Origin of the sequence: Amycolatopsis benzoatilytica AK 16/65, from assembly GCF_000383915.1 — a bacterium.
GTDB lineage: Bacteria > Actinomycetota > Actinomycetes > Mycobacteriales > Pseudonocardiaceae > Amycolatopsis > Amycolatopsis benzoatilytica.
Genome location: NZ_KB912942.1, coordinates 434,841 through 455,871, shown reverse-complemented (window position 1 = coordinate 455,871; position 21,031 = coordinate 434,841). Strand labels below are relative to the sequence as shown.

The window sequence follows — 21,031 nt, the reverse complement described above, 5'->3', positions numbered from 1 at the left end:
CTTCCGATCCGTGCGGACGACGCGCCGCGCGGCGGGTCTCGGCAGAGCGTAAGTTCGGCGCGGCGGGCGAGCGGACGGCAAAAGTACCCACCGCGAGCGGACACGAGGTGGCCAAAATACGGGGCATGAGTGCCCCTCGTGACCGCCTTGGCCTGCTCGGCGAGCAGCCCGGGGAGATCATGCTGCAGTCTCCGCCGATGCTGCCCAAGAGCGGCTCCGGCGGAGTGATGCAGCTCATGATGTTCCTGCCGATGATGCTCGGCATGGGCGCGATGTCGTTCGTCTACATCGGACGCGACGGCGGGGTGATGACCTGGATCTTCGGCGCGCTGTTCGTCACCGCGATGGGCGGCATGATCATCATGTCGCTCGGCCGCGGCGGCATGGCGAAAAAGGCGCAGATCAACGAGGAACGGCGCGACTACCAGCGCTATCTCGCCGGGTTGCGCACCCGCGTGCGCGCGGTCGCCGACGAGCAGCGGGCCACGCTGATCGCGCAGCAGCCGGATCCGGCGGACCTGTGGGCCTACGTCGAAACCGACCAGCACTGGGACCGTCGCCGCGCCGACCGGTCGTTCGCGATGGTGCGCGCCGCCACCGGTCCGCAGCCGCTCGCGACGCCGTTGCGGGCGCCGCAGATCGCGCCGCTGGAGGAGCTGGACCCGGTTTCCTCGACCAACCTCAAGCACTTCATCCAGACCTTCTCGACGGTCGACGGCCTGCCGGTTTCGGTTTCGCTGCGCTCGTACGCGGCTGCCACGCTGTCCGGCCGCCGGTACGACGTGCTCGGCATGGTCCGCGCGATGCTGGCGCAGCTGGTGACCTTCCACTCCCCGGCTGACCTGCGCGTCGCGTTCTGCGTCGCGCAGGACCGCTCGCACGACTGGGAATGGGCGAAGTGGCTGCCGCACGCGACCGCGCCGGCGCTGGCCGACGCGACCGGCGCGCGCCGGCTGTTCGCCGACGACGCCGCGGAGGTCGCCCGGCTGCTCGGTCCTGACCTCGGCGACCGGCCTGCCTTCACGCGGCGCGGCAACAGCGCGGACCTGCCGCACATCGTGCTGATCGTCGACGGCGGCAGCGCGCACACCGAGCCCCGGTTGCTGGCCGAAGAAGGACGCCTCGGCATCACGGTGCTCGAGATCGGAGTCGACCAGCCGCGCGCGACGTCGACGGACCAGCTGCTGAGCCTGCACGTCGCGCCGGACCAGCTCGGCATGGTGGTGCTTGACGGCACCGAAGCCCGGCTCGGCTTCCTCGGCGTACCGGACCGGCTGGACCACGGCGCGGCCGAGGCACTGGCGCGCATGCTGACTCCGCTGCACCAAGGCGGTGCCGTGATCAGCGAACAACCGATGTCCTCGACGTTCGGTCTGGCCGCGCTGCTCGGCATCGGCGACCCGCGCGACACCGACACCGCGATCACCTGGGCGCCGCGCTCGGCGCGCGACCGGCTGCGCATCCCGCTCGGCGTGAACCCCGACGGCCGTCCGGTCGACCTGGACCTCAAGGAGTCCGCCGAGGGCGGCATGGGCCCGCACGGCCTGGTGATCGGCGCGACCGGTTCCGGCAAGAGCGAGCTGCTGCGCACGCTGGTCACCGCGCTGGCCGTGACGCACTCGTCGGAGAAGCTGAACCTCGCGCTGATCGACTTCAAGGGCGGCGCGACCTTCGCCGGCATGACCAACCTGCCGCACACCTGCGCGGTGATCACGAACCTCTCCGACGACCTCGCGCTCGTCGACCGGATGGCGGACGCGCTGAACGGCGAACTGCTGCGACGGCAGGAACTCCTGCACTCGGCGGGCAACTACGCCTCGGTGCGAGACTACGAAAAGGCGCGCGCGGACGGCACGCCGCTGCAGCCGCTGCCGTCGCTGCTGGTGATCATCGACGAGTTCTCCGAGCTGTTGTCCTCGCGGCCGGAGTTCATCGACCTGTTCGTCGCGATCGGACGGCTCGGCCGTTCGCTGGGCATCCATCTGCTGCTCGCTTCGCAGCGGCTGGAGGAAGGCCGGCTGCGCGGGCTCGACTCGCACCTGTCGTACCGGATCGGCCTGCGGACCTTCTCCGCCGCGGAAAGCCGGGCCGTGCTGGGGGTCGCCGACGCCTACCAGCTGCCGCCGGTGCCGGGTTCGGCGTACCTGAAGTCGGACAACGACACGCTGATCCGGCTGAAGGCCGCCTACGTGTCCGGCGAATTGCCGCCGCGCAGCCGGATCGTCCGCGAGGACGGGCAGCAGCTCGGCGTCCTGCCGTTCACGCTCGGCCCGGTCGAGGTACCGGTCGCCCGGGAAATCGCCGCGGACGTCCCGGAAAAGGGCACCGGCGAAACCATCATCGGCGCGATGCTGTCCCGGCTGGAGAACCGCGGCCCGGCCGCGCACCAGATCTGGCTGCCGCCGCTGACCGAACCGCCCACTTTGGACCAGCTGCTGCCGCCGCTCGGCGAAGACCCGGAACGCGGCCTGTGCCCGCTGGGCTGGGGCGGCAACGGCAAGCTGACCGTCCCGGTGGCGTTGGTGGACAAGCCGTTCGAGCAGCGCCGCGACATGTTGTGGGCGGATTTCTCCGGGGCCGCGGGCAACGCGGTGATCGTCGGCGCGCCGCAAAGCGGCAAGTCGACTTTGCTGAAGGACATCGCGGCGATGCTGGCGCTGACCCACACGCCAGCCGAGGTACAGCTGTCTATTTTGGACATGGGAGGCGGCGCGCTGGCCCCGATCGCCGGCCTGCCGCACGTGTCGGGCTACGCCACGCGGCGCGACCCGCAGCGCTGCCGCCGGGTCGTCGCGGAGCTGGTCACGTTGCTGGAACAGCGGGAAGAGTTCTTCGCCGCGCACGGGATCGAGTCGATGGCCGCGTTCCGCAGCCGCCGCGGCGAGTTCACCGAGAGCAGCGACGACCGCGAGTTCGGCGACGTGTTCCTGTTCGTGGACAACTGGACCACCATCCGATCCGAGTACGAGAAGCTGGAAGAGCAGATCACCGCGCTCGCCCAGCGGGGCCTGGGTTTCGGCATCCACGTCCTGGTCACGCTCAACCAGTGGATCGGCGCCCGGGCCCAACTGCGCGACGCCATCGGCACCCGGTTCGAGCTGCGCCTCGGCGATCCGGCGGACTCGTCGATCGACCGCAAGGTGGCGCAGAACGTGCCCGCCGACCGCCCCGGCCGCGGCCTGACCGCCGACAAACTGCACTTCCTGGCCGCCCTCCCGCGCATCGACGGCGACCAGCGTCCGGAATCCGTCGGCGCCGGCGGACTGGACCTGGTGCGGCGAGTGTCGGCGGCGTGGACCGGTCCGCGCGCACCGCAGGTCCGCTTGCTGCCGCCGGAGGTCCCGCTGGACTCGCTGCCCGCCCCGCAGCGCGGCCGGATCACCTTGGGCCTGGCCGAATCCACCCTGAGCCCGGTCGCCCTGGACTTCCGGAACGACCCGCATTTCCTCGCCTTCGGCGACGTGGAGTCCGGGAAGAGCTCGCTGCTGCGCGCCGTCGTCACCGGCCTGTGCCAGACGTATTCGCCGGACGAGGCCCTGATCCTGGTCGGCGACTACCGGCGCGGCCTGCTGGGCGTGGTCGACGAGCCGCACCTGCTCGGTTACGCCGGGGCCGAGAACACGCTGACCGACCTGGTGAACCAGTGCGCCACCGCGATGCGCAACCGGCTCCCCGGCCCGGACGTCACGCCCGAACAGCTTCGCAACCGCTCGTGGTGGCGCGGCCCGGACCTGTACGTGGTCATCGACGACTACGAACTGGTCGCGACCGCGGGCCGGAACCCGGTGCTGCCGCTGCTGGAATTCCTGCCGCAGGCCAGGGACATCGGCCTGCATCTGATCCTGGCGCGCGCTTCCGGCGGCGCCGGGCGAGGGATGTTCGAGGCGGTGCTCCAGCGGGTGCGGGAGCTGGGCTCGCCGGGCCTGGTGATGTCCGGCGGCAAGGAAGAAGGCGTGCTGCTCGGCGACGTGAAGCCGTCGCCGCAGCCAGCTGGCCGAGGCACGCTGGTCTCGCGGCGGCACGGGACGGAGCTGGTGCAGGTGGCGTGGACGAAGCCGGTGGAGGACTGAGGCAGATTCGGTGGCCAGGTCCGTCGCTTGACGCGGTCAGTAGGGCCACGGCGGCCGCGCGCCAACGTGCGCCGGAACGGCTCTCCATCAACCGCACCCGCCCGCGCCGAAGACCGACTTCCGTAGGTTACCGGATTTCCATTAGCCGCCTACGGTCGGGAAATCACTACCGAAGGCGGAGGGATTTTCCACATGCGTTTCGCGAAAGCGGCGGCAGTGGCTGCTGGGGCGGCGATGGCGTTCGGCGTCGGGGCGGCAGTCCCGGCCAGCGCCGGCACACAGATCATCGGCGGAAGCACGGTCAGTTCCGCGCCTTGGGGCGCGCAGATCTTCTGGGACGACGTCACCGATTACGGCGGCTTCGAGTGCTCCGGCACGATCATCGCCTCGCAGTGGGTGCTCACCGCGCAGCACTGCCTGAACAAGGGCGACATGCACGTCAAGGTCGGGGATGTCGCGCTGGGCAAGGGAACCGAGTCGGCGGTCGACCAGAAGAAGGCGTCGCCCAACGGGGACATCGCGTTGCTGCACCTCAAGACCGCGGTGGACACGACGTTCATGAAGCTCGCCGACAAGGACCCGGCCAACGGGGCGACCAACCAGATCTACGGCTGGGGCCGCACCAAGGACCAGAGCCCGCCGTCGGACACGCTCAAAACCGCGGACGTCGAGGTGACCGGCTCCAGCACGGATGCCTTCAACGGCAAGGCGATCGCGAGCAAGGGCGTCACCGGCTCGTCCTGGCACGGCGACTCCGGCGGCCCTCAGCTCGCCGACGGCGTCCAGGTCGGCGTGTGCTCGACCGGCGAGAACAGCGGCAGCGACCCGCACGGTACGCAGAACTACGCCAGCGTGGCGAACAGCCGCGACTGGATCAAGCAGACCGCCGGAGTCTGACCCGCGCCCGGCGCCGTCTATGAAGGGCTCCTCGAGGGAATCTGATTCCCGCGAGGAGCCCTTCACGGCCAGCTGTGGTTACGAGATCAGCGCTGCCTCGCGGGCAGCCGCCGCGGTCCGCAGGGACCCGACGACCCCGAGCACCACCACCGCGACCAGGCCGGCGAACGCGGCGAGCGTCCAGAAGTCCGGCCGGACGATCGACTGGCCGCGCAGCGCCTGCCAGGCCACCAGCGCGATGAGCCCGGCGTACCCGACCGCCGCGGTCCGCACCAAACGCCGGCGCACCAGATCGGTCGACAACGCCGGGTACCGGCGGGCCAGCGCCGCCAGCGCGAGAGCGATCAGCGGCAGCGCCTGGATCGCGTGAATGCCCACGAAGTGCGGGATCCGCAGGTCCCCGCCGACGGTGCTCCAGCCGATCAGCGGCAGACCCGGCCCGCCGTCCTCCAAGCCGACCGTGTGCGCGCCGAACGTCGACGGCTTGCCGCCGGTCGCGAACACCGCCTGCTGCGCCTTCGTCGCCGAGAACATCACCATCGCCAGCGCCATCCCGCCGGCGGCCAGCGCGGTGCCCCAGCGCAGCGACGACGCGAGCGCCCGGTCCGGCAGTTTCTGGCACAGCAACAAGATCACCACGGCCACTGTCGCCAGCCAAGCCGTGTACGCGCCGCCGGCGACGAAATTATTGATCATCACGTCGGCCTCGGTCGCTTTGTTGAAATGCAGGGTCCGGCCGCGGAAGACGACCTGCCACACCAGCAGCGCCATGTCCGCGCCGATGCCCACCGCGAACACCGTGCCCATCCACCAGCCGGCCCGTTTTCCGCGCTGTACCAGCGACAGCAGCCAGGCCAGCGTGAGCGCGTACATGCCCACCGATACCGCGAATTTGAACGGCTTCGCCCAGATCGGGGCGTTCACCAACGTACGATCGTCGAACAGCAGCCCCAGCACCGAAGCGATCAGCAACGCCGTCATCGCACCCGCCAGCAGCACCAGCGGGCGGTGCAGCCGAAACAGTCGTGCACCCCAGGAAGTCATGCTTACAGCCTGGTCAACGGCGGGTTTCCAGGCACTGGCGCGGACCCCCTTGCCGAGGGTGGGGACAACCCCACCGGCACCGCTTGTGGGTAATAGTGCCGTCAAAGAAACCGGCAGTTGTGCCGTTTGACCGCACCGCCTCTTTTTCTAGCGTGACATTCACACCGCGCGGCCCGCCGCGCACCGGGATTTTCCACGAGAGGGAAGGAGGTGGCCCGTCACATGTCCAGTCCGGGATTCCAGGCAGATTCCGCTGCCATGACGCGCGCCGTCCAGGGCTTCGAGGAGACCGCGTCGAGCGCGAAGACGACGATGGCCAGCTTGGAGTCCGAGCTGACCGAGTCGCTGCGGAACTACAAGGGCGACCAGGCCGTGGCGTTCTGGGACCTGCAGCGCAGGCTCCAGGAAAAGATGACTGCCGCCGTCCGGGAGCTCGACACCATGTCGCAGCTGGTGCACACCAGCCACACGAACTACAACGCGGGCGACGCCGACGTGCACCAGAGCTTCCAGAGCGTCAGCCACACCGTCGAGGGCAACGTGATCCCTCGCCTCAACCTCTGAGAGAGGATCAGACACCATGGCTGACGTCGTAGAAATCAGCTTCGGGGCCCTGCAGCACAGCTCGGCCTCGCTCGCCGCCAAGGCCAAGGCGCTCACGTCCCAGCTGGAGCAGCTGCACCAGAACCTGCAGCCGATCACCCAGACCTGGTACGCCTCGGGCAGCTCCGCCGGTGAAGCGGCGCGCGCGTCCGAGACCCGGCTGCGCCAGGCGACCGCCGACATCGTCGCGATCATCGCGCAGTTCGGCGCCAAGGTCGGCGACGCGCACGACCTCCAGCACCAGCTGGAGAACCGCAACCAGGGCCTGTTCGCCTGATCCGGCCCCGACGCCGGCCGTCCGGGGCGGGACCACATCCCCCCGCCCGCCCCGGACGGCCGGCTTTCCCGCGTCCTGCCGCACGAGAGGTCACCGGCCGATGCCCGACCAGTCGTACTACGTCCACCTGGAATCGCTGACGGACTTCGTCCGGGAACTGGAAACCCAGATCCACGCGATGTCCCGGCCGAACGACTTCCTGCGCACCCTCGGCGAGCATCCGCTGCTGTTCGGGGAGTTCGGGGAAGCGTCTTCGCTGGTCGACGCCCACCGCGCGGCGGTCGCCGAGATGCAGGGCCTGCTGGAACAGGTCCGCGGGGCGATCACCTTCGCACAGGACGTCACCACCACCGTCGCCGACGGTTACGCCCAGGCCGACCAGTCGGTCGCGGGCGATCTGCACCAATCGGGCCAGCAGACCGGTCTGCTGGACCCGCTTTTCTCGTTGCTGGGCCTCGATTCCGCTGGGGGTAAGCAAGCATGACCGGGCCTCGCACCAACTTCGGCGCGTTCAGCCACCAGCAGCTCTACGCGATGCTGCAGGCGGGCGACCCGACCACCGCGCGCTCCGCCGCCGAACAGTGGAACTCCGCCTCGCGCGGGCTCTACGACCAGGCGGAGAACCTGTCGGATCAGCTCAAGGACTTCTCCAGCGCGTGGACCGGCGGCGCGGCCGACGAGTACCGGCACATGATGGTCGACCTGGTCGGCGGCATCCGCAAGGTCGCGGTCACCGCGCAGGGCATGCGCGACATGCTGGAGGACGCGGCGGACGCGTTGGCCAAGGCGAAAACGGAGATGCCGCCGCCGGTCTCGGTGCCGGACGTCGCTCCCGCCGACCTCGCGCTGGCCCTCAACCCGCCGATGCTGCCCGCGGACACCCCGCAAGCCACCCTGATCGCCGCGGCCCAGCAGCGGCAGCAGGCGATCGCCAATGTCGAAGCGCAGCAACAGGCCGCCAACGCCGCCGGCTCCGCGCACGCGAAGGCGATCGTCGTGATGAACAACCTCGCGACGAACTACGACACCGCCGAGGAGTCCATCCCGGTCTCGCCGAACGCGGCCCCCGCGCCGCCCAAGCCGGTTCCCGGCGGCGGCGCGTCCAGCGGCGGCATCGGGGTGGTCGGGAACAGCCCGGACGCCCCGGCGATCGTCGGCGCCCCGGTCGCCTCGCACCCGCTGCCGACCGACGGCGTCCAGCCGGCGATCACCGACCCGGCGCACCCGGCACAGTCCGGCAGCCCGTTGTTCGGCGACATGTTCACCGCCGGTCTGGCGGCCGCTTCGGCCGCCGCGTTCGGCCGGTTCGGGTCGATCATGCCGAAGCTGCCGCCGTGGGCCTCGGGCAAGGACAAGGACGGCAAGGACAAGCAAGAGGAAGCGCCCGGCACCAAGCTCGGCGGCGCCAGTCCGGCCGGCGGCGGGGGCGGCGTCCCGGTCGGCGGCGGGCAGGCTCCGTCGATCGACAGCGGCGGCGTCCCGTCCGGCGGCGGTCTCAGCGGCTCCGGCGAAGCGCCGGCGGCGCACTCCGGGCTGGCAGGCACCACCTCGTCCAACGTCCTCAGCGGGCTCGCCGGCGGCGCGGCCGGGGCGGCCGGCGCGGCTGCCAAGAGCGCGATGCCGATGATGCCCATGATGCCGATGGGCGGCATGGGCGCCGGCGCCGACCTGGGCTCCGGCAGGCGGATTCCGGCCTGGCTGGTCGAAACCGAGAACGTCTGGGGCCAGCAGGCCCCGGTCGCGCCCTCGGTCATCGGCGAAGAGCCGCTCGACCAGCCGTGACCGGCGGCTACCGGGTCGCCCCGGCCAAACTCGCCGGCGCGGCGTCCGAACTGGACGCTCGCGCCAGCGCGCTCCGGACCGCGCAGCAGGCCGTGGCGGGCGAACGAGTGCCCGCCGCTGCCTTCGGCCAGGTGTCCGCGTCCGCCAACTGCGCGGCGGCGCTCGCGAAGACGCTCAGCGAGCTTTCCACCGATGTCGACAAGCAGATCCTCCGGGCGCAGGTGCTCCGGGACGGTCTCACCGCGTCCTCGTCGGGCTACCGGCGCGCGGACGAGCAGGTCGCGACCTGGTACCGGTCCCTGCTGCCCGAAGAGGCCGTTCCCTCGGCCGGAAAACCGAGCGGGGCGGCCGAAAGCGGCCGGTGGGCCAGTGCCATCGCGGCGAACCGCGCGAAGGTCTCCGACGCGCTCGCCGCCGAGCGGCAGCGGCTGTCCGGCCTAGCCGACGCGGACGAGATCGCCCGCTCGCAGCGCCGGATCGCGCTGTACCAAAGCATTCTCGACGACCACCGGCAGATCCTCCGGTTCGATCCGTCGGGCAACGGACGGATCGCCGAACTGGTCGGAGACATCCAGCCGGGCACCCGCAACGTCGGGCTGTTCGTGCCCGGCGTGCACACCCGGATGGACACCTTCCAGTCCTACGCCGACCTCGGCCGCAGCCTCGTCGCCGCCGATCCGTCCGGCCGGACCGCGATGGTGGTGTGGGCCGACGGAGTCTTCCCGCAGAACGTCACCACCGAAGGCGCGGACGCCAGCTACGCGCAGACCATGGCCCCGAACCTCAAGGCGTTCGGCGACGAACTGCGCGACCAGGTCGATTCCCAGACCGGCGGAGCGGCCACGATCACCGCGATCGGGCACAGCTATGGCGGCGCCACGGTCGGCCTCGCCGACCAGCAGGGCTTGCCGGTGGACCGGGTCCTGCACGTAGAGTCGGCAGGCATGGGACACGGGGTCTGGAGCCCAGCCGACCTGCCGCCGAGCCAAGCCGGCGTGCAGCGGTACTCGATGACCGCACCGCTGGACCCGATCGTCATCGCCCAGGGCAACGCGGGCCTGTTCGAGTGGACCGGGATCGGCCACGGCGCCGACCCGGACACGTTCCCAGGCGTCACCGAACTGGCCACCGGCCGCGACGCCAGCGGCGACCTGCAGTGGGGTCTTACTTCGCACAGCGGCGTTTTGAAGCCGGGCTCGGACTCGTGGGAGAACATCTACGGCGTCCTGACCGGCGGACACGTCACTGAAGCGCCACAGCCGGCCCCGGCGGTGGCGCTGCCGTGATCACCCAGGAACTCGAAGACCTCGCCGCCGAGCTGACCAACGTGCTCGACAGCGTCGCGGCCGCGTTCGGTGCGAGCGCGGTGCGCACCGTGAACGGGGAGCTGGACTGCGATCCGGCGCAACCGGGGCATCTGGTGTGCTGGCAGTACGGTCTCCGGCTGGAAGGCAGTCCGGGTGCGCCGCGCCGGCTGAGCGAGGCGGTCCGGCCGACGCTCGAAGCGGCCGGCTGGAAATCCTACGACCGCAGCACTTATCGCGAAGTGATCGCCCGGTTCTCCCGTGACGGCGCGGATTTCAGCGTGCACATCGCACGGGACGGACGCGGGGTGGCGATCATCGGCTCCACCCGGTGCGTCACGGCCTGATCCGCTGCTCCAGCCTGCGGTGAAGGACCCGTTGCGGGACTTAGATTCCCTGACGGGCACCTTCACGGACGCAGGTTCCGGGGGCCCTTGCGGGACTTGGATTCCGTGACGGGCACCTTCACGGACTTAGATTCCGGGGGCCCTTGCGGGACTCAGATTCCGTGATTGGCCCCTTCACGGACTTAGATTCCGTGAAGGGGCCCCTCACGGACTTGAAACCTTGGACCTTGAGGCCTAAGCCTTGAAGCCGAGGCCTTGATAGCTAAGCCTTGAACCTCGACGGCTTCCAGCCGCGCCGCTTTCCCCGCCGGAACGCCGCCACCCCGATCCCCGCCGCGGCCGCGACCACGACTCCGCCCACCGCGACCATCCCGGCAGTGGCGTCCGAAGTGGACCGAGTTTCCGCCGCGGCCGGGACCACCACCGGCAGCGCCGACCGTGCCGGTGCCGCGCTCGGTCCCGGCGCGTTGGCGGGCAACGTCGAGGACACCGCGGCGTAGGCGTTCACCATGCCCCAGCCGCGCTTCGGGTCGTGCGCGCCGGACGGCGGCCGGGACGCGGTGAGCGTCAGCCGGTTCACCACCTGGTCGCCAGTCAGTTCCGGATGCGCGGACCGGACCAGCGCCGCCACTCCGGCGACGTATGCCGCGGCCAGGCCGGGGTCGGTCACCGGCCACCGGTGCGCCACCGCGCCGCCGCCTCCGGCCGACGTGCTCACCAGGTTCGCGCCGGGCGCGGAAATCCCGAGGTAGTCTCCGGCTTCCGTCTGCACCGGCGCGCCCGCTTCGTCGGTCGATCCGACTGCCAGCACTCCCGCCGACGCCGTCGGATACGTGTGCGCGCCCTGTTGCGTCGCCGCCGCCGCGGAAATCACCACCGCACCGCGCGAGTGCGCGTGGTCGACCGCGGCGCTGAGCGCCGGACTGTCCGAACCCGCTGGCACCGCGATGAGAAGCACGCCCGCACCACGGTCCACGGCCGTCGTGATCGCTCCGGCCAGCGCGCCCGGGTCGCCGCCGCCGTCCGCGGCCGAACCGTTGCTTTCCGTGTAGCGCAACGGAAGGAGCTTTACCCCGGGTGCGACCCCGGTGAACGTGGTCTCGTTCTGCGGCTGCGCGCCGACGATGCCGGCCGCGATCGTGCCGCGCCCGTCGCAATCGGAATCCGCGGTGCCCGCGCCGCCGAGCAGCTGGCCGGGGCCGAATTGCGCGTTCTGCTTGTCCACGCCGGTGCCGATCACCGCGACGGTCTGACCGTCGCCCCGGCTCAACGGCCACAGTTTCGGCGGGTCGATCAGCCGCTGCCCCCAGGACACCGCGCCGGTGTACGTGCCGGACGGATTCGCGCACGCGGCCGCCTGCGCTTCGGGTGCCGCGAAAACGGGCAGCCCGGCTGCCGCGAGCGCAGCCACCGCTCCGGCGGCGATTCCCCGCACCGCGGCCCCCTTCCCCCTTGCCCGACAACGGGATTCTAGTGGAGAGCGGGCCGCGGCGACAGGGTCAGCGCAGGTCCATCCCCAGATCCAGCGCAGGCGAGGAATGGGTGAGCCCACCGACCGCGAGAAAGTCCACCCCGGACTCGGCGTACGCGCGCGCCCGGTCGAGCGTGAGCCCGCCGGACGACTCCAGCCGCGTCTTCGGCGACATCTCGTCGCGTCGCGCGACCGCCTCGGCGCACTGCTCCGGCGTGAAGTTGTCCAGCAGCACTTCGTCCGCTCCTGCGGCCAGCGCCTCGTTCAGCTGGTCCAGGTTGTCCACCTCGACCTCGCAGTGCAGCTGCGGCGCGTGCTCGCGCGCCGCAGCCAGCGCCGCGGTGACCGAACCGGCAGCGACCACATGGTTGTCCTTGATCAGCACCGCGTCGCCGAGGCCCATCCGGTGGTTCACCCCGCCGCCGCAGCGCACAGCGTACTTCTGCAGCAGCCGCAATCCCGGCGTGGTCTTGCGCGAATCCCGCACCGCCGCACCGGTTCCTTCGATCGCGGACACCCAAGCCGCGGTCGCCGTCGCCACTCCGGACAGCTGGCACAGCAGATTCAACGCCGTCCGCTCGGCGGTCAGCAGTCCGCGCACCGGCCCGCGCAGCACCAGCACCGGTTCCCCGGCGACCGCGCGCGAACCGTCCTCGCGGATCGACACCACCTCGTAGTCCGGGCCGAGCACCTCGTCGAACACCGCGAGCGCGGCCGGCACCCCAGCCACCACACCAGCCACCCGCGGCGTCAGCTCCGCCACCGCGCGGGCGGCGGACGGCACTGTGGCGTCGGTCGTGGCGTCCGGCCCGTACCGCAAGTCCTCTTCCAACGCCGTGGTCACGACCCGCCGCACGTCGGCGAGGTCGAGCCCGGCCGCGATCAGCGCCCGGGTCACCGGTGCCGAGAATTCCCCGCTCATGCCACCCCTTCCAGCGACGTCGACTCGGCCAGCACCGGCTGCCCCGACGGGCTCAACCGGATCAGCTGGCTGCGCCGCCACAGCTGCTCGTCTCGTTCCGGGAAATCGGTCCGCACGTGACAGCCGCGCGATTCCGTCCGCCGTCCCGCCGCCGCGAGCAACGCCTGCGCCACCAGGGTGAGCGCCGCGTCCTCGACTGCCGCGTGCGTCCACAACGGACTGTCCGTTGTCGACAAGTCGAGCACCGAAGCCGCGGCGGCCAGGCCGTCCGAGTCCCGGCCGATCGCCGCGTACCGGCTCATGACTCGTTGCAGCGCATCGCGTTCCGCCGCGGGCGCGGTCGTGCGGTCCGGGATCCGGCCGCGCGCCGGGTCCGGCAGCAGCCCGGCCGCCAAGTCCGCCGCGACCGCTTCCGCGGCCCGCTGGCCGACCACCAGTCCTTCGAGCAGGCTGTTCGACGCGAGCCGGTTCGCCCCGTGCAGACCGGTGCGCGCCACCTCTCCCGCCGCGTACAGCCCGCGCACGCTGGACCGTCCGTCCACAGTGGTCACCACGCCGCCGCACGCGAAGTGCGCCGCCGGGGTCACCGGGATCGCGTCCACCGCCGGGTCCAGCCCGAGCACCGCGCACGCCGCGCGCACGGTCGGGAACCGCTTCGCGAAGCCAGGAATCCCGGTGGCGTCCAGGAAAACGTGATCGTCGATGCCGCCCGGCGCCAGCACTTGCCGCCGGGTGATCGCGGCCGCCACGACGTCGCGCGGTGCTAGGTCGCCCAGCGGGTGCACGCCGGCCATCACCGACGCGCCCGCGCCGTCGACCAGCGTCGCCCCCTCGCCGCGCACCGCCTCGGTGACCAGCGGGCAGCGTCCGCGCGCGCCCGGCGTGTACAGCACCGTCGGGTGGAACTGCACGAACTCGATGTCCGCGACCGCCGCACCGGCCCGGAGCGCGAGCGCGAGCCCGTCGCCGGTCGCGATCTCCGGGTTCGACGTCGCCTGGTAAAGCTGCCCGAATCCGCCGCTGGCCAGCACCACCGCGGAGGCCCGGACCACCCCCGGCACCCCGTTGCGGTCCAGCACCGTCACCCCGGCCACTTCCCCCGCCGGCGTCCGCAGCGCGTCGACCGCGAGGTGGTGCTCCAGCACCGGGATCCGCCGCTCACCAGCCTGCGCGACCAGAGTGCGCTCGACCTCCGCACCAGTAGCGTCGCCACCCGCGTGGATGACCCGGAACGCACTGTGTCCGCCCTCGCGCGCCCTCGACAGACCAGACGTGCCGCGGTCGAATACCGCGCCGTTCTGCCGCAGCTCGGTCACCGCGGCCGGCCCGCCGGCGAGGATCGACTGCACGGCCGCCTCGTCGCAGAGCCCGGCACCGGCGGTGAGCGTGTCCGAGGTGTGCTTCTCCACGGTGTCGCCCTCGTCGCGCTCGCCGTCGAGCACCACCGCGACGCCGCCCTGCGCCCACCGGGTGTTGCCGTCGGAGACCGCCGCTTTGGTCACGACCAGCACGTGCAGCCCGAGTTCGCGGGCCCGCAGCGCCGCGGTCAGTCCGGCGACCCCGCTGCCGATCACCACGACGTCAGCGCGTGCCTCCCAGCGCGCCGCCGGCGAGGTTTTCGCCTCCTGAGCATTAACTGGGTCGGTCATTCCCCACCGCCAGGCTGGCCGATTTCGATCATCCGCTGCACCGAAGCGCTCGCCCTCGCCGCCGTTTCCGGGTCCACGTGCACCTCGTCCGCGCCCTCCTCGAGGCACCGCAGCAGCGCGGCCGGGGTGATCATCTTCATGTACCGGCACGAGGCCCGGTCGTTCACCGCGCGGAAGTCGATCTCCGGCGCGGCCTTGCGCAGCTGGTGGATCATGCCGATCTCAGTGGCCACCAGCACCGAAGTCGCCTTGGTGTCGCGCGCCGCGTGCACCATGTCGCCGGTGGAGAGGATCTTGACCCGCTCCGGCGCGACCGCGCCCTCGCCGGCCAGGTAGAGCGCCGACGTCGCGCAACCGCATTCGGGGTGGATGAACAGGTCCGCGTCCGGGTTCTCCTCGGCCCGCTCGGCCAGCTCGGCCCCGTTGATGCCGGCGTGCACGTGGCATTCCCCGGCCCAGACGTGCATGTTCCGCCGCCCGGTGATCCGCTTGACGTGGGCGCCGAGGAACTGGTCGGGCAGGAAGAGAACTTCCTGGTCAGCGGGGATCGAGGCGACCACGTCGACCGCGTTCGACGACGTGCAGCAGATGTCGGTCTCGGCCTTGACCTCGGCCGTCGTGTTCACGTAGGAGACGACCACCGCGCCCGGGTGCTCGGCCTTCCACTCGCGCAGCTGCGCGCCGGTGATGGAGTCGGCGAGCGAGCAGCCGGCCCGCGCGTCCGGGATCAGCACCGTCTTCTGCGGCGCGAGGATCTTCGCCGTCTCGGCCATGAAGTGCACGCCGCAGAAGACGATGGTGGACGCGTCGCTGCTGGCCGCGATGCGGCTGAGCGCCAGCGAGTCGCCGGTGAAGTCGGCGATGTCCTGGATTTCCGGAACCTGGTAGTTGTGCGCGAGCAGCACCGCGTCGCGCTTGCGGGCGAGCTCCCGCACCCGAGCCGCCCAGTCCGCGTCCGCCTCGACCCCGCCGTAGGGGGTCAAGTCCTGGTCAAGCGTGGTGGTCATGTCTTCGGCCCTCTCGAACTCCGCCGCTGGCGAGACCGGGTCGGCCCCGGTTCCGCTCCGCTGAGGTTTTCGCCTTATAATCGAAAACTGTGCGAAGCCATATTAACACCCAGACGCCCCTCGCCCACGAGGTTCTGGCAGCAGTCCTGCAAGTGCGCTCGGACACACTGCGCGTGCTGCTGTGGCGCCGCGCGCTCGATCCGCACCTGGGCCGCTGGTCGCTGCCGGGCGGGCGGCTGCGCCCGGACGAGGACGTCGAAACGTCCATCCGGCGCCAGCTCGCGGAGAAGGTGGACGTTCGCCAGCTCAAACACGTCGAGCAGCTGTCGGTGTTCAGCGCGCCGGACCGGGTGCCCGGCCCGCGCGTGGTCGCGACGGCGTTTCTGGGCCTGGTCCCCTCCGACGTCGACCCGGCGGTGCCCGAGGACACCGAATGGCACGACGTGGACGCCCTGCCGCGTACCGCGTTCGACCACGAGGCGATCGTCCTGCGCGCCCGCGACCGGCTGCGGTCCAAGCTGAGCTACACGAACCTGGGCTTCGCACTGGCCCCGGAGGAGTTCACGATCTCCGCGCTGCGCGGCCTGTACTCGGCGGCGCTGGGCTACAAGGTGTCCGCGACCAACCTGCAACGCGTCCTGCAACGGCGCGGTCTGCTGCTCCCCACCGGCCACACCGCGGCGCCCGGCCGGGCCGGCGGACGCCCTGCCGCACTGTTCTCGTTCGCCGGGAAAGGCATGCAAATCACCGACCCGTTCGCGGTTCTGAAGCCGCCACCGCGGAAGTGAACACGAACTGCGCCGCCGCGCCGGTGCCCGTACCGTGGAGCGCGTGACCGAGCCCGAGCAGTGCCCCAGCGGAACGGCGACCCTGCCGTTATTCCCGCTGCAGACTGTGCTGCTTCCGGGCGTGCACCTGCCGCTGCACATTTTCGAGCCGCGCTACCGGCAGCTGACCGCCGATCTGGTCACCGGAGCGGTGCCGGAACGGGAGTTCGGTGTGGTGGCGCTGCGCGCACCATTGGTGCGCGAGGTCAATGGTTTGGACCACCTGTACGGCGTGGGGTGCAGCACGGTGCTGCGCGAGGCCAAACGGCTGCCCGACGGCCGGTTCGACGTGGTGACCCTCGCGGCCCGGCGGTTCCGGCTGCGCGAGCTGGACACGGGCGCGGCACCGTATTTGATGGGCACCGTGGAGTGGCTTCCGGACGACCCGGTGCCCTCGGCCGCGGAGCCGACCGCGCGACGACTGGCGGAGGTGGCCCGAGCGGCGCATCAGCGGTACTGCGAAGCCGCCTGGCATGAAGATGACTGGCGCGCGCCGCATGACGATGCCTCGCTCGAGGACCTGGCATATCAGCTGGCGGCGGATTGCCTGTTGCCGCTGGAGGACCGGCAGCTGCTGCTGGAGGAGACCAATCCGTTGCGGAGGCTGCGGATCGTGTGCCGGTTCCTGACGAGGGAGGCCGGGTTCCTGGAGACGCTGGGCGCGGTGCCGTTGCCGCCTAGCGAGGTGGCTGGGTTCACCAAGCCGGGGGACCTGAACTGACGCGCATCCCGGACGCCGGAGCGCGACCGCGGATCGGGCCGCAGGATGCGGCCCTGGGTTGAGCGGTGCCGCGCGGCCCGGTGCCCTCGCGGCTGGTCAGCCCAGGCGACGGCCGAGGTCTTCGCGACCGTTCCACGCTGCCATCAGGGCATAGACCAGGCAGGTCACCAGCGGGGCGGCCAGGATCACCCAGCCGCTTTCGAGGCGGGGAGCCTGGGAGATGACGGCGCCCAGGGCAGGCGGGGCGTCGATGGAGTACTTCGAGTTCGCGAACGCCGGCCCCATCTGGGTGCCCAGCCAGGCGGCCAGCAGCGCACCGCCGACTGCCGCGACCAGGACCACCGGTCCGCGGCGTTCGCGCAGGAACCAGACCACCACGCCGATCAGGAGGCCGGTCGCCATCGCCAGGAAGCCGAAGATGGCGAGATCGTCGAAGCGGTGCCAGCTTTCCAGTTCCAGGGGAGCCAGCTGACCGTTCGAGGTGATCACGCGAACCCGTTCCGCGGGCGCCAGCAACGACCAGAGCCAGCCCATCGGAATCCCCAGCAGCGCGGCCGTCGACAACACGCTCACCGCCGGCAGCAGATCCGCCTTCACCACCACCCGCGGACGCTGCGGCGGAAACAACACCGGCACCGACCACTCTTCGGCGACCGCTGACGACCGGTGTGCCGCTTTGCCCGCGGATTCGACCACCCCGGGACTCCTTCCCTGCGCATGTCCGGGACCGAGCGTAACCGGTCGCCTGCCCCGGGGTCATGCGCGGCTCGCGGTCTCCCCCGGCCTCCGCCCCGCTTGGCCGCGTCCGGCAGGGCCAACGGGCGGTGCGCGGTCTCCCCCAGCCTCGGGCAGGAGCAGCGCGGTATCTGGTCCCACCGGGCGCGGCGGTGATCCGGACCCGCTCGCTCGGCTCACCGGCACCCGAAGCGCCCGGCGACCCGAGCCCGGCCGCGGACTCTGCATCACCCACACGGGGCACTCTCGGCTCACGCCCCGCACCCGCGTCACATCGCGCGGCTACCCGATTCAGCCCGCTCAGCCACCAGCCCCGCGTCCATCCACAATGGACGGGCCGCTCGGCCCGGCTCACTGCGAAGCCGAAGCCTCCGCGGTGAAAACCTCCGGATCGAATTCCCCGCCGAACCACGGAGACAGCCCCGCCTTCGCCTGCTCCGCGAACGTCTCCCGGTCCACCGCGCCCATCCCGGCCGGCAGCACGCCCAGCAACGGCGCGCCGGCCGCCACCGGCAGGTCGCGCAGGTTCTCCCGCGCCGCCAGGTCCGGTTCCGCCGGCCAGGACCCGATCACCACCCCGACCACGTTCAGTCCCCGCCGGGTCGCCACCTCAGCGGTCAGCGCGGTCGCGTTGAGGGTGCCCAGCCCGGCTTGCGCGACGATCACCACCGGCGCGCCCAGCGACCAGGCGACGTCGGCGAGGCTGCTGCCCTGCGCGTCGAATCTGACCAGCAGCCCGCCCGCGCCCTCCACCAGAGTCAGATCGTGGCGGGCGTCCAGCTCGCCCACCGCGCCGGCGATCTCGCCAGGGCCGAGCGCGGGCAGGCCGCTGCGCCGGCTGGCGGCCTCGGGCGACAGCGGATCCGGGTAGCGGCGCAGCTCGCGGATCGTCAGATCCTTGCCCGCGAGCCGCACCACCTCGTCCAGATCACCCGCTTCGCCCGGCAGCACCCCGGTCTGTGCCGGTTTCAGCACGGCGACGCGCCGCCCTTGTGCGAGCGCCAGCGCCGCGATCGCCGCGGTGGCGACCGTCTTGCCGACGTCTGTCCCGGTCCCCGTCATCACGAGCGTGGTCACAGGCACCCAATTTAGTCACCTGCTCCGCACCCGCACCACGCCCGGGGCGGTCAGCCGCCGACCGCGGCGGTCGCGGCGGCCACGAATTCGCCGGTCACCGGGTCGGACAAGTACACCCGCGCGGCGCCGACGTCGAAGTACAGCCCGGTCAGCAGCAGCTCCCCGCGCGCTTCCGCCTCCGCCACCAACGGGTACTGCCGCAGATGCGTCAGCTGCTGCAACACGTTGTGCAATGCCAGCCGGTCCGCCTCGCGTTCCGGCAGGCCGCCGTCGAGCAGCACCGCGCCTTGGCGGCGACGGCTCGGCTCCGCGTGCACCAGCCAGGCGGCCAGCGCGGTGTCCGCGGGCGGACCGCTCGCCAGCGCGCCCATCGCGCCGCACGAGGAATGCCCGCAGACCACGATCTCCCGCACTCCCAGCACCCCGACCGCGAACTCGACCGCCGCGTTCGTCGACGGGTCCGCCTGCCCGGGCGGCACCAGGTTGCCGATGTTCCGGACGGTGAACAGGTCGCCCGGGCCGGAGGTGGTGATCAGGTTCGGCACGACCCGGGAATCGCCGCAGGTGATGAACAGCGTGTGCGGCTGCTGAGCGTTCGCGAGGCCGCTGAGCGTGTCCTTGAGCAACGGCGCGGCCCGGCGCTGGAACTCGGTCGCGCCGCGGTGCGTGCGCTGTCCGGGCAGCCGCAGGTCCGCGGCCTGCCAGGCCGACCATGGGGCCAGCCACCGCGGCATGGCGCGGGCGGCCGCGGTGCGGCGGACCGTCGGACGGCCCTCCTTGCCCTTCGCGAACCACGGGTGCCCGATCTCGTCGACGACCACCGTGCCGCCAGCTCGTTCGTGCGCCTGCTGCCACGCCGAAAGGCTCTCGAAGGCGGCGTGGTCGAGATAGTCCGCGACCAGCTCCAGCGTCACTTTCGACCCGGCCGGGACGGTGCCCAGCACCTTCGTCAGCCGCGGCACGGACAGGAATGTCAGCACGCCTTCGACGATCACGCGCCATTCGCCGCCGTGTTCCTCGGCGTGCACGCCGGACCAGACGGTGCGGCGCAGCATCAGCAACATCGCCAGCACGATCCCCGCGAGCACGCCGGTCAGCAGGTCGAACACGACCACCCCGGCGACGGTGACCAGATACAGCGGCAGGTCGCCGTGGCGCAGCACCTGCCGCAGGTGGCCGGGGTTGACCAGCTTCACGCCGACGTGCACCAGCAGCCCGGCCAGCGCGGCCAGCGGAATCGACTGCAGCACGCCGGCCAGTGCGACCGTGAACACGAGTACCCACACGCCGTGCAGGATCGCCGACATCCGGGTGCGCGCCCCAGCCGCGACGTTGGTGGAGCTTCGCACGATCACACCGGTGACCGGCAGTCCGCCGAGCGCGCCGGACACCATGTTCGCCGTGCCCTGGCCGATCAGCTCGCGATTGAGGTTGGCGCGCGGACCGTCCTGCAGCTTGTCCACCGCGACCGCGGAGAGCAGGCTCTCCACACTGGCGATCAACGCGATGGTGATCGCCGCGACGGCGACCTGACCCCAGCCGCCGCCGGGCGGCTGCGGGGCGAACCGGATCTGCAGCAGGTCGCCGGAAAGCTCGACGCGCGGCAGCGTCAGCCCGGCCGCCACCGACACCAGCGTGGCGACCGCGATCGCCACCAGCGGCCCCGGGACCTTCCGTATCGAGCTCGGCAGTTTCGGCCATCCCACCAGGATCGCCAGGGACAGCAGGCCGATCATGGCGGCGGCGTCGTGGTGTGCGGCGATCTGGGCGGGCAGTCCGGTGATGTTCGCCAGCGCGGAACTCTGCGCCTTCCCGCCGAGCATCACGTGCAGCTGGCCGAGCACGATCGTGATGCCGATCCCGGCGAGCATGCCGTGCACGATCGCGGGCGAAATGGCCAGCGCGGCCCGCGCGACCCGGCTCAGCCCCAGCAGGATCTGCAGCGCGCCGGCGAGAACAGTGATCAGGCAGGTGACCGCCCATCCGAAGGTCGCGATGGTCTCGGCCATCAGCACGGTGAGCCCCGCGGCCGGCCCGCTGACCTGCAGCGGAGACCCGCCGAGCGCACCGGCGACCACGCCGCCGATCACGGCGGCGATCAGCCCGGCGACGATCGGCGCCCCGGAGGCGAGCGCGATCCCGAGCGAAAGAGGTACAGCGACAAGGAAAACCACGAGCGAGGCGGGCACGTCGTGGCGCAGCACGGCAAGTCGTCTCATGATCACCAGGAAACCGGTACCGAGGTGAAATGTCCGCTATGCCGGACCCGAAAGAGTGGATTTTTGCCAACTTACCCAC

At 71.4% G+C, this 21,031-nt stretch carries 18 protein-coding genes; 10 read left to right on the top strand and 8 right to left on the bottom strand.

Annotated elements, in window-relative coordinates; all coding sequences use genetic code 11:
- Positions 1–125: 125 nt before the first annotated feature.
- Together AMYBE_RS0102130 and AMYBE_RS0102125 are read left to right on the top strand one after the other, a co-directional pair.
- Positions 126–4,070 (top strand): type VII secretion protein EccC, encoded by a 3,945-nt coding sequence (locus tag AMYBE_RS0102130; protein WP_027927302.1) that lies wholly within the window; start codon positions 126–128, stop codon positions 4,068–4,070.
- 192 nt (positions 4,071–4,262) lie between these two features.
- Complete coding sequence (locus AMYBE_RS0102125) at positions 4,263–4,967, top strand: S1 family peptidase (RefSeq protein ID WP_020657680.1); 705 nt, start codon at positions 4,263–4,265, stop codon at positions 4,965–4,967.
- 78 nt (positions 4,968–5,045) lie between these two features.
- Here the strand turns inward: AMYBE_RS0102125 and AMYBE_RS0102120 are convergent, their stop codons facing one another.
- Entirely contained in the window at positions 5,046–6,011 is a 966-nt protein-coding gene (locus tag AMYBE_RS0102120; RefSeq protein WP_020657679.1) for a hypothetical protein, read from the bottom strand.
- Positions 6,012–6,233: 222 nt separating this feature from the next.
- Between AMYBE_RS0102120 and AMYBE_RS0102115 the strand changes: the two genes are divergently transcribed.
- The 6 genes from AMYBE_RS0102115 to AMYBE_RS0102090 all read left to right on the top strand — a co-directional run bounded on the left by AMYBE_RS0102115 (position 6,234) and on the right by AMYBE_RS0102090 (position 10,324).
- A complete protein-coding gene (locus AMYBE_RS0102115) occupies positions 6,234–6,575 on the top strand; it encodes a WXG100 family type VII secretion target (protein WP_020657678.1) in 342 nt (113 codons plus the stop codon).
- Positions 6,576–6,591: 16 nt separating this feature from the next.
- Positions 6,592–6,891 (top strand): hypothetical protein, encoded by a 300-nt coding sequence (locus tag AMYBE_RS0102110; RefSeq protein ID WP_020657677.1) that lies wholly within the window; start codon positions 6,592–6,594, stop codon positions 6,889–6,891.
- Between the two features lie 100 nt (positions 6,892–6,991).
- Positions 6,992–7,375, top strand: coding sequence for a hypothetical protein (locus AMYBE_RS0102105; protein WP_020657676.1), 384 nt, complete (start codon positions 6,992–6,994; stop codon positions 7,373–7,375).
- The gene (locus AMYBE_RS0102100; RefSeq protein WP_020657675.1) at positions 7,372–8,673 is read left to right on the top strand and encodes a WXG100 family type VII secretion target; all 1,302 of its coding nucleotides are present in this window, start codon (positions 7,372–7,374) and stop codon (positions 8,671–8,673) included. The genes AMYBE_RS0102105 and AMYBE_RS0102100 overlap by 4 nt, the downstream gene beginning before the upstream one ends.
- Positions 8,670–9,959, top strand: coding sequence for an alpha/beta hydrolase (locus AMYBE_RS0102095; protein WP_020657674.1), 1,290 nt, complete (start codon positions 8,670–8,672; stop codon positions 9,957–9,959). Before AMYBE_RS0102100 ends, AMYBE_RS0102095 begins: the two co-directional genes overlap by 4 nt.
- On the top strand, positions 9,956–10,324 hold the full coding sequence (locus tag AMYBE_RS0102090) for a hypothetical protein (RefSeq protein WP_020657673.1): 369 nt from the start codon (positions 9,956–9,958) through the stop codon (positions 10,322–10,324). The genes AMYBE_RS0102095 and AMYBE_RS0102090 overlap by 4 nt, the downstream gene beginning before the upstream one ends.
- A gap of 262 nt (positions 10,325–10,586) precedes the next feature.
- Here the strand turns inward: AMYBE_RS0102090 and AMYBE_RS0102085 are convergent, their stop codons facing one another.
- The 4 genes from AMYBE_RS0102085 to nadA all read right to left on the bottom strand — a co-directional run bounded on the left by AMYBE_RS0102085 (position 10,587) and on the right by nadA (position 15,373).
- Positions 10,587–11,759, bottom strand: coding sequence for a S8 family serine peptidase (locus AMYBE_RS0102085; RefSeq protein WP_020657672.1), 1,173 nt, complete (start codon positions 11,757–11,759; stop codon positions 10,587–10,589).
- A 64-nt stretch (positions 11,760–11,823) separates the two neighbouring features.
- Complete coding sequence (nadC, locus tag AMYBE_RS0102080) at positions 11,824–12,717, bottom strand: carboxylating nicotinate-nucleotide diphosphorylase (RefSeq protein WP_020657671.1); 894 nt, start codon at positions 12,715–12,717, stop codon at positions 11,824–11,826.
- Positions 12,714–14,366: an L-aspartate oxidase gene (locus AMYBE_RS0102075; protein WP_027927300.1), complete on the bottom strand. Its 1,653-nt coding sequence runs from the start codon at positions 14,364–14,366 to the stop codon at positions 12,714–12,716. The genes nadC and AMYBE_RS0102075 overlap by 4 nt, the downstream gene beginning before the upstream one ends.
- Positions 14,363–15,373: a quinolinate synthase NadA gene (gene nadA, locus AMYBE_RS0102070; RefSeq protein WP_020657669.1), complete on the bottom strand. Its 1,011-nt coding sequence runs from the start codon at positions 15,371–15,373 to the stop codon at positions 14,363–14,365. Before nadA ends, AMYBE_RS0102075 begins: the two co-directional genes overlap by 4 nt.
- 146 nt (positions 15,374–15,519) lie before the next feature.
- On the opposite strand from nadA, the gene AMYBE_RS0102065 reads away from it, so the two are divergent.
- Together AMYBE_RS0102065 and AMYBE_RS0102060 are read left to right on the top strand one after the other, a co-directional pair.
- Positions 15,520–16,161 (top strand): NUDIX hydrolase, encoded by a 642-nt coding sequence (locus AMYBE_RS0102065; protein ID WP_281172134.1) that lies wholly within the window; start codon positions 15,520–15,522, stop codon positions 16,159–16,161.
- Positions 16,162–16,204: 43 nt separating this feature from the next.
- Positions 16,205–16,921, top strand: a complete 717-nt coding sequence (locus AMYBE_RS0102060; protein WP_027927299.1) for an LON peptidase substrate-binding domain-containing protein — start codon at positions 16,205–16,207, stop codon at positions 16,919–16,921.
- 96 nt (positions 16,922–17,017) lie between these two features.
- On the opposite strand, the gene AMYBE_RS0102055 is transcribed toward AMYBE_RS0102060, so the two are convergent.
- The 3 genes from AMYBE_RS0102055 to AMYBE_RS0102045 all read right to left on the bottom strand — a co-directional run bounded on the left by AMYBE_RS0102055 (position 17,018) and on the right by AMYBE_RS0102045 (position 20,952).
- Positions 17,018–17,617: a DUF2567 domain-containing protein gene (locus tag AMYBE_RS0102055; RefSeq protein WP_020657666.1), complete on the bottom strand. Its 600-nt coding sequence runs from the start codon at positions 17,615–17,617 to the stop codon at positions 17,018–17,020.
- Positions 17,618–18,007: 390 nt separating this feature from the next.
- On the bottom strand, positions 18,008–18,733 hold the full coding sequence (gene bioD, locus AMYBE_RS0102050; protein WP_020657665.1) for a dethiobiotin synthase: 726 nt from the start codon (positions 18,731–18,733) through the stop codon (positions 18,008–18,010).
- Between the two features lie 50 nt (positions 18,734–18,783).
- Positions 18,784–20,952, bottom strand: a complete 2,169-nt coding sequence (locus AMYBE_RS0102045; RefSeq protein ID WP_034287752.1) for a SulP family inorganic anion transporter — start codon at positions 20,950–20,952, stop codon at positions 18,784–18,786.
- Positions 20,953–21,031 lie beyond the last annotated feature (79 nt).